The 1,691-nt window shown below is 69.0% G+C and carries 2 protein-coding genes and 1 pseudogene; 2 read left to right on the top strand and 1 reads right to left on the bottom strand.

Annotated elements, in window-relative coordinates; all coding sequences use genetic code 11:
* Window positions 1-598 (top strand): SPOR domain-containing protein (locus INR38_RS28545; RefSeq protein WP_207476066.1); only part of this gene is annotated, 598 nt, incomplete at its 5' end.
* Between the two features lie 151 nt (window positions 599-749).
* On the top strand, window positions 750-1,100 hold the full coding sequence (locus INR38_RS28540; protein ID WP_207444589.1) for an I78 family peptidase inhibitor: 351 nt from the start codon (window positions 750-752) through the stop codon (window positions 1,098-1,100).
* Window positions 1,101-1,176: 76 nt separating this feature from the next.
* Here the strand turns inward: INR38_RS28540 and INR38_RS28535 are convergent.
* Window positions 1,177-1,691 (bottom strand): annotated as a pseudogene (locus tag INR38_RS28535) (oxygen-independent coproporphyrinogen III oxidase-like protein); the annotation flags it as partial.

Genomic DNA, 1,691 nt, shown 5'->3' with positions numbered 1-1,691 from the left:
GACCGAGGCGCGCCCTGATCCGCAAGCGCCCTTGCCCGCTGCCGGCAGCACCGTCTCCGGCACGGTCGAACCCATGCCCGTAGTGGCAGCGGCCGGCGCCGCGGGTGCCGTCGCTGCCACTGCAGCGGCAACCATTCCCGTCAAGGCCGCGTTGGTGCCAGCCAAAGCACCTGCACCTGCACCTGCACCTGCGCCAGCGTCCGTTCACGCAGCCACGCCAGCGCCCGCCAAGCCCTCCAAGGTGGCGGCTGAAACCAAACCAGCCAAGCCCGCCAAGCCCGCCGAACCCGTCGCAAAGGCCCCGGCACCTGCCAAGGCCGCCTCGGCGGCTCTGGAGCCGGGCAACTACTACATCAACATCGGCGTGTTCTCTGAAGCTGGCAATGCCGGGCGCGTGGTGGAACGGCTGGAGAAAGCCAAGCTGCCCACGCTCAGCCAGACCCTGCACAGCAACAAGGGCGAGATCGTGCGCGTGCGCTCGGGCCCCTTTGCCAAGCAACGCAGCGCCGATCAGGCGGCCGCCAAGATACGCGCCATGGGCATGGAGGCCACGGTCTTTCACCACGCCCCCGCGGAAGGCCGCAGCGCGCGGCGCTGAAGCCTTTGCTGCCACCTGTTACTTCCGCATGCCTTCGGCTTCGCCTTGGCCCGGCTCAGCCGGGCTAAGGTATGCGGCATTGTCCGAGGCAGCGCGCCCGCGCCTGCCCTGATACTGCGCAGCAACACCCCATGAATCGAGGAGACAGACCATGCCGATGACCGCCCCCGCCCTCCAACGCCGCCTTGCCGCCCTGGCCCTGCTGGGCGCCACCACCCTGGTGGCAGGCTGCGCCGGCATGAGCAATCCTTTTGGTGGCAGCAGCGGCGGCGCGGCGCAACCGGCCCCGCGCCCCGTGCAGGTCTGCAATGCGGCATCGGCGCAGTCCTTCGTGGGCAAGAGCAATACCTCGGCCTCGCTGGAGGCCGCCCGCAAGCAGTCGGGCGCCTACATGGCCCGCGTGCTGCGCGAAGGCCAGCCAACGACGATGGAGTTCAACCAGGAACGCCTGAACCTGGTGGTCGATGGAACCGGCCGCATCGTGGCCGTGCGCTGCGGCTGATCGCCGACCGATTGCGCTGTGGCGCTGGATGAAAAAAGGACGCCGAGGCGTCCTTTTTCAATGGTCGTTGGCCCGCTCACTCCGCCAGGAACAACTCCTGCAGATCGCTGAGGAAGTCAAAGCCCCGCTCCGTGGGCACCACCCGCCCCAGGTCGCGCGTGATCAGGCCCTTGGCCTGAGCGGCGTCCAGCCCCTTGGCGATGGAGGACAGCGGCAGGCCGGTGCGCTCCATGAAGTCCTGCAGCGCAAAGCCTTCGCGCAGGCGCAGCGCGTTGAGCATGTACTCGAAGGGCAGGTCGGCACGGCGCACCTCGCCGTCCTGCGCCAGCGGCGCGCCGGCCAGGGCCTGGTCCATGTAGCGCGCGGGATCGCGAAAGCGCACCTGGCGCACGATGCGGTGCGCAAAGCTGAGCTTGCTGTGCGCGCCCGCGCCTATGCCCAGGTAGTCGCCGAACTGCCAGTAGTTGCGGTTGTGCCAGCACTGGTGGCCCTCACGCGCATAGGCCGAGATCTCGTAGCGCTGCATGCCCGCGGCAGCGGTGCGCGCGGTGATGCGGTCCAGCATGTCGTAGGCCAGGTCGTCCTCGGGGA

Source organism: Delftia sp. SD018, from assembly GCF_017355445.1.
Taxonomy (GTDB): Bacteria; Pseudomonadota; Gammaproteobacteria; order Burkholderiales; family Burkholderiaceae_C; genus Comamonas; species Comamonas acidovorans.
This window is presented reverse-complemented; position numbering and strand designations above follow the sequence as displayed.

Bases quoted from the DNA above. Each gene is read 5' to 3' on its own strand.
- INR38_RS28540 (WP_207444589.1), top strand. From the start codon at position 750: ATGCCGATGACCGCCCCCGCCCTCCAACGCCGCCTTGCCGCCCTGGCC.